Below are 5,069 nucleotides of genomic sequence, written 5' to 3'. Positions count from 1 at the left end.
GTGCCCGGCTCGGTCCACAGATAGCCGTTGGGCTTCAGGCGGAGCTGGTCGCGGATCAGGTCGACCTGCGGCGTGTGCCCGATCGCGATGAACACGCCATCGGCGGGGATGGTCTGCTTCTCGCCGGTCTTGACATTCTTCACCGCGACGCCGGTGACCGATGGCGGAAGCGGCGGCACGGCGCTGGTACCGACGATTTCCTCCACCGCGTGATCCCAGACGATCTTCACGTTTTCCAGCGCGAACAGCCTTTCCTGAAGGATGCGCTCGGCGCGGAACGTGTCGCGCCGGTGCACGACCGTCACGGTCTTGGCGATATTGGCAAGGTAAAGCGCTTCCTCGACCGCGGAATTGCCGCCGCCGACGACCACCACGTCCTTGCCGCGATAGAAGAAGCCGTCGCAGGTGGCGCAGGCCGAAACGCCGCCGCCATTGAAGGTCTGTTCGCTCTCGAGGCCGAGCCATTTGGCCTTGGCGCCGGTCGCGAGGATGACGGTATCCGCGATCCAGGTTTCACCGGAATCGGTGGTGGCGGTGAAGGGCCGCTTGGACAGGTCGAGCTTCGTCACGATATCGTTGACGATCTCGGTCCCGACGTTTTCCGCCTGGGCGAGCATCTGCTCCATCAGCCACGGGCCCTGGATCGGATCGGCAAAGCCCGGATAGTTCTCGACATCGGTGGTGATCGTCAGCTGGCCGCCCTGTTCGAGGCCCGCGATCAGCACCGGCTTCATCATCGCGCGCGCCGCATAGATCGCGGCGGTGTAGCCGGCGGGACCGGAACCAATGATGAGCACCTGGGTGTGGTGGTCTGCCATCTCAAAATCCTTTTGGCGCGCCACAAAGAGGGGCACGCCGCAACAGTTGCAAGTCTGCCCCCATTTATGGCTGGAAGGCCGTCTGTTTCAAGGCCGGACGGCAAGCTACCAACAGACCATTTCTCCCAGTTGAAAGAATCTGGCTGTATGTTGTAATAAAATTGCGTATATGCCCGATTTTCCCGCCGCAGGAGCCCTTGATGCGCGCCGATCTCGATTCTGTCGATCTTAAAATTCTGCGCGAACTCCAGCGGGACGGTCGCATGACCAATGTCGAGCTCGCCGAGCGGGTCGGCATTTCAGCGCCGCCATGCCTGCGCCGGGTGCGCCGGCTGGAGGAGGCGGGCATCATCGAGGGCTATAATGCGATGCTCAACGGGCCGAAGCTCGGCTATGATCTCGTCGCCTTCTGCATGGTCGGGCTGAAGCATCAGTCGGAGGTGGAGCTCAAGGCGTTTTCGCGCGCAAGCGAGGACTGGCCGATCGTGCGCCAGGCCTGGATGACCTCGGGTGAAACCGACTTCCTGCTGCATTGCGTGTGTGAAAACCTGATGCAGTTCCAGGATTTCGTCATCGAGGTTCTGACCGCAAACCCCCATGTCGACACCGTGCGCACCATGCTCACCATCCGCCAGATCAAGAAGGAAGGTCTGGTGGCGATTTAGGGCGTTGCCCATAAGCCAGAGCGGAAGTCCGGCCCCGGCGATATCTACGCGCTCATCACCGCCTCATAGGCGGAAAATTCCTTTTCCAGCATCATCTCGACGGTGAAATTGGCGAGCACATGGGCACGTGCCGCTTGCCCCATCGCCTTCAGCCGCGCCGGGTCGGCAAGTGCGGCGTCGATGGCTTCGGCAAGAGCGTCGGCGTTTGCCGGCGGGACCAGAAAGCCGGTCTCGCCGTCGATGATCGTCTCGAGACTGCCGCCATGGGCGGTCGCGATCACGGGCGTTCCCATGACCTCGGCCTCGATCGCCACCCGGCCGAAGGCTTCCGGTCGCGTGGAGGTCGAGACGACGAGATCGGACGCGGCCATGATCGCCGGAATGTCGCGGCGGCTTCCGGCGATGGTGACGCGCGCGCCAAGCCCACGCTCCGCGACCAGAGCCTTGAGGTCGGCGATAACGCCTTCATTGCCCGACCCGACGATGGCGAGATGCCAGGTCTTGTTCGCCGCGCGATCGGCCGCCTCGACGAGGTAGCGATGGCCCTTCCAGTCGGTGAGGCGGCCGACAATGGTGATGAGCGGCGCGCCGTCTTCCGCCCCGAGCTCTTCGCGCACGCTCGCGCGCTGTTCATCGCTCACCTTGGCGGGATCGAACAGCGCCGTGTCGACGCCGCGCGGGGAGAGGATGATGCGCTCGGCCGGGAAGCCGTAGACCGAGATGATATGGTCGCGGATGAAGGCGGAATTGGCCACCACGACCGGCGCCTTCAGCATCACGTTGTTATAGGTCCGCTTGAACCCGTTGCCATGGCTGTAGACGCCGTGGAAGGTGGTCAGGAACCGGGGTTTGCGCCGGGACAGGCGACAGGCCAGCCACCCGGCCCAGGCCGGCGCGCGGCTGCGGGCATGCACGATATCGATCCGGTTGTCATCGATGACGCGCGCAAGTTTTCTGGCATTGGCGAGGATCGCGAGCGGCGATTTGCGGCCGACCTCCAGCGGAATATAATGCGTGCCGGTGGCCTTCAGCGACTCCAGAAGCGGGCCGCCCGCGCTCGCCGCCCAGTTTTCGATATGCTTGCGGGCAAGATAGGATGCCATTTCCACGGTGCCGCGTTCAACGCCGCCATCGCCGAGCGCCGGCAGCAGTTGCAGAATTCTGGGCTGGGTCTTATCCATGCAAGCCAACGCCGCGTATCGTGATGTGTTTCGCCAAATTCGGGCTTGCTCCGTCTGAAACTGGGGATAAAAAGGTTTCCGGAGAAAAGGGGGCGCCGCAACCCATCGGAATTTTCCCCAATTCTAAATTACTGCCAAGGTTGCATTCGATGTGCCATATTACCTACATGGCTGACAAGTATCCCGGCCTCGTCCTGATGCGTCGGGTTCCCGCCCTAATTTCAAGGATTTGATCTTGCAGACCATCGTATGCATGAAATGGGGAACACGCTACCCTGCGCTCTATGTGAACCGTCTCTGGTCCATGATCAAGCGACACACCGTCCGTCCGACGCGACTGGTGTGTTTTACCGATGACCCGAACGGCGTTGATCCGGCCGTGGAAGTCTTTCCGCTTCCCGAAATCGACATTCCGGACGCGATCGCCTGGACGCCGTGGCGCAAACTCTCGCTGTGGCAGTCTCCGCTTGCGAATCTTTCGGGCGATGTCCTGTTTCTCGACCTCGATATCGTCATCACGGGCGATATCGATGCGATGTTCGATTACAAGCCGGGTGCTTTCTGCGCCTGCGAGAACTGGACCCAGATCGGCAAGGGCATCGGCAACACCTCCGTCTTCCGGTGGAATGTCGGGCGCAATAGCCATATCTTCACCGATTTCGAGGCCGATGGCGAAGGCATATGGCGCAAATACGGGATTGAGCAGGTCTATATTTCCAGGGTCATTGACCGGATGGAATTCTGGCCGAGCGACTGGTGCGTCAGCTTCAAGCACACCCTCGTGCCCTATTGGCCCCTGAACTTCTTCAGAGCGCCAAAGCTTCCCGAGGGCACCAGGATCGTCGCGTTCACCGGCAAGCCCGACCCCGACGAGGCGGCGATCGGGGCCTGGCCGGTCGAGCAGGCCTGGAAGAAAATCTACAAATATGCCCGGCCGACGCCGTGGATCGACGAATACTGGCAGTAACGCTCAGGTCGAGGCGCGGCGCTTGCTCTTCATGGCGTAATAGGGCGTGCGCTTGCGATAAACCGGCTTGCCGACGCGCTGACGCGAGCGGAACAGCCGCTTCTTCGGCACGGAATCATCCTGGCCCGCATGGGCGGTCAGGAAGCCGAGGCCGAACGCCAACAGTCCGACAAAGGCCAGAGCAGAGCCGCTGCCGGCCGGATGTTTGCGGGCGGTGCGGGCCAGCGCATCCACCTCGTCGCGCACCATCGCGCTGGCGCGTTCCACGGGTGTTTTCTGGGAAAAGCGCAGGCGATCCATGATGTCGCTTGCGGAAGTCTTTTGTTCGAACATGTCTATACTCCCATGCGTTTTGCGCGACCGTCGCACTAAATTGCGGCGGTAAACGGGCTTCGCGGTGCGCTCGAAAGCCGCGCCGCGAAGTCCAGTCATATAACGCGAAACCAGGGGCGCCGGTTCCTTGAAGGGCTGCATGCCCATCCGGCGCGGGACGATCCTTTAGATGAACAGCATGGCCGCGACGAAAACGAAGGCGGCTCCGATCAGGATCGTATGCAGGGAACGTGATAAGCTCATGTCGTCTCCTCCATTTATGGTTACGAATATATGATTATTTTCGTCGCTGACAAAGCGATTTTGTTGCTGCGGTGCGCAAACTGCGGCGAAAAAGCGGATGCCTGTTCGCGCCTCGCGCGGCGATTGGCGTGCCTAAACCCTTCAGGAACAAGGGGTTAAGGGGCGATACCTTTTGGTTATATAGTGATTGCTCAGGCTTATATCTTTTTTTCCAACGTGCGGCACGCTTGAGCTTTTCAGGCGTTACCGCCTATGTTCTGATCCGTAGCAAATCGAAAGGAAATCGATGGAGCAGGTTGTCCACGAAGCCGTTGCGCAGGCGGGGTCCCATGGCGGCGATTTCGCGGCCGTCGCGCTGGTCATCGCCGTTGCAGCGCTCGCCGGTCTCGGTTTTCTGTGGCTCAGACAGCCGCCGCTCGTCGGGTTCATCCTGGCCGGAATCCTGCTCGGGCCCACCGGCCTGGGGCTGATCGAGAACAATGACAGCGTGGCCTTCCTGGGCGAAATGGGCGTTGTCGTGCTGCTGTTCTTCATCGGCATGGAGTTGTCGATCAAGGCTTTTGTCATCTCCTTGCGCCAGGCGCTTCTGGTGGTCGGCGGGCAACTGGTCAGCGCGGCCCTGCTGGCGGTGCTGATCGGCCTGCTCTTGGACGTGACCACCCGCGAGATCGTGATTCTGTCCTTCGTCATTGCGATTTCCTCGACCGTGGTGGCGATGAAGATGCTGGACGAGATGGATGCGTTGCGCGGCGATGCCGGTCGGATCGCGGTCGGCGTGCTGATCGCGCAGGATATCGCCGTTGTGCCGATGCTGATCTTCGTCTCGAGCTTCGGCGGTCAGGGGTTCGATATCACCGCGACC

6 protein-coding genes are annotated in these 5,069 nt (G+C 61.3%); 3 read left to right on the top strand and 3 right to left on the bottom strand.

The genetic code is table 11. From position 1 onward, the window contains the following. Positions 1-818 (bottom strand): NAD(P)/FAD-dependent oxidoreductase (locus B4E36_RS07660; protein WP_345900196.1); only part of this gene is annotated, 818 nt, incomplete at its 3' end. Positions 819-1,015: 197 nt separating this feature from the next. On the opposite strand from B4E36_RS07660, the gene B4E36_RS07655 reads away from it, so the two are divergent. After that, entirely contained in the window at positions 1,016-1,483 is a 468-nt protein-coding gene (locus tag B4E36_RS07655) for an Lrp/AsnC family transcriptional regulator (protein ID WP_230719010.1), read from the top strand. A gap of 44 nt (positions 1,484-1,527) precedes the next feature. Here B4E36_RS07655 and B4E36_RS07650 read toward each other — a convergent pair whose 3' ends face one another. After that, positions 1,528-2,664: a glycosyltransferase family 4 protein gene (locus B4E36_RS07650; RefSeq protein ID WP_292056177.1), complete on the bottom strand. Its 1,137-nt coding sequence runs from the start codon at positions 2,662-2,664 to the stop codon at positions 1,528-1,530. 235 nt (positions 2,665-2,899) lie between these two features. Here B4E36_RS07650 and B4E36_RS07645 point away from each other — a divergent pair, with 235 nt between their 5' ends. After that, positions 2,900-3,631, top strand: a complete 732-nt coding sequence (locus B4E36_RS07645) for a hypothetical protein (RefSeq protein WP_292056179.1) — start codon at positions 2,900-2,902, stop codon at positions 3,629-3,631. A 3-nt stretch (positions 3,632-3,634) separates the two neighbouring features. Here B4E36_RS07645 and B4E36_RS07640 read toward each other — a convergent pair whose 3' ends face one another. Next, positions 3,635-4,105, bottom strand: coding sequence for a hypothetical protein (locus B4E36_RS07640; RefSeq protein WP_345900195.1), 471 nt, complete (start codon positions 4,103-4,105; stop codon positions 3,635-3,637). 388 nt (positions 4,106-4,493) lie between these two features. Here B4E36_RS07640 and B4E36_RS07635 point away from each other — a divergent pair. Further along, a partial coding sequence (locus tag B4E36_RS07635) for a cation:proton antiporter (protein WP_345900194.1) occupies positions 4,494-5,069 on the top strand: 576 nt, incomplete at its 3' end.

The sequence above is a fragment of the Martelella sp. UBA3392 genome, from assembly GCF_002358775.1.
In the GTDB taxonomy this organism is placed as follows: Bacteria; Pseudomonadota; Alphaproteobacteria; order Rhizobiales; family Rhizobiaceae; genus Martelella; species Martelella mediterranea.
Note: the sequence above shows the minus strand (reverse complement) of the source record. Positions and strands in the feature narration are given on the sequence as shown.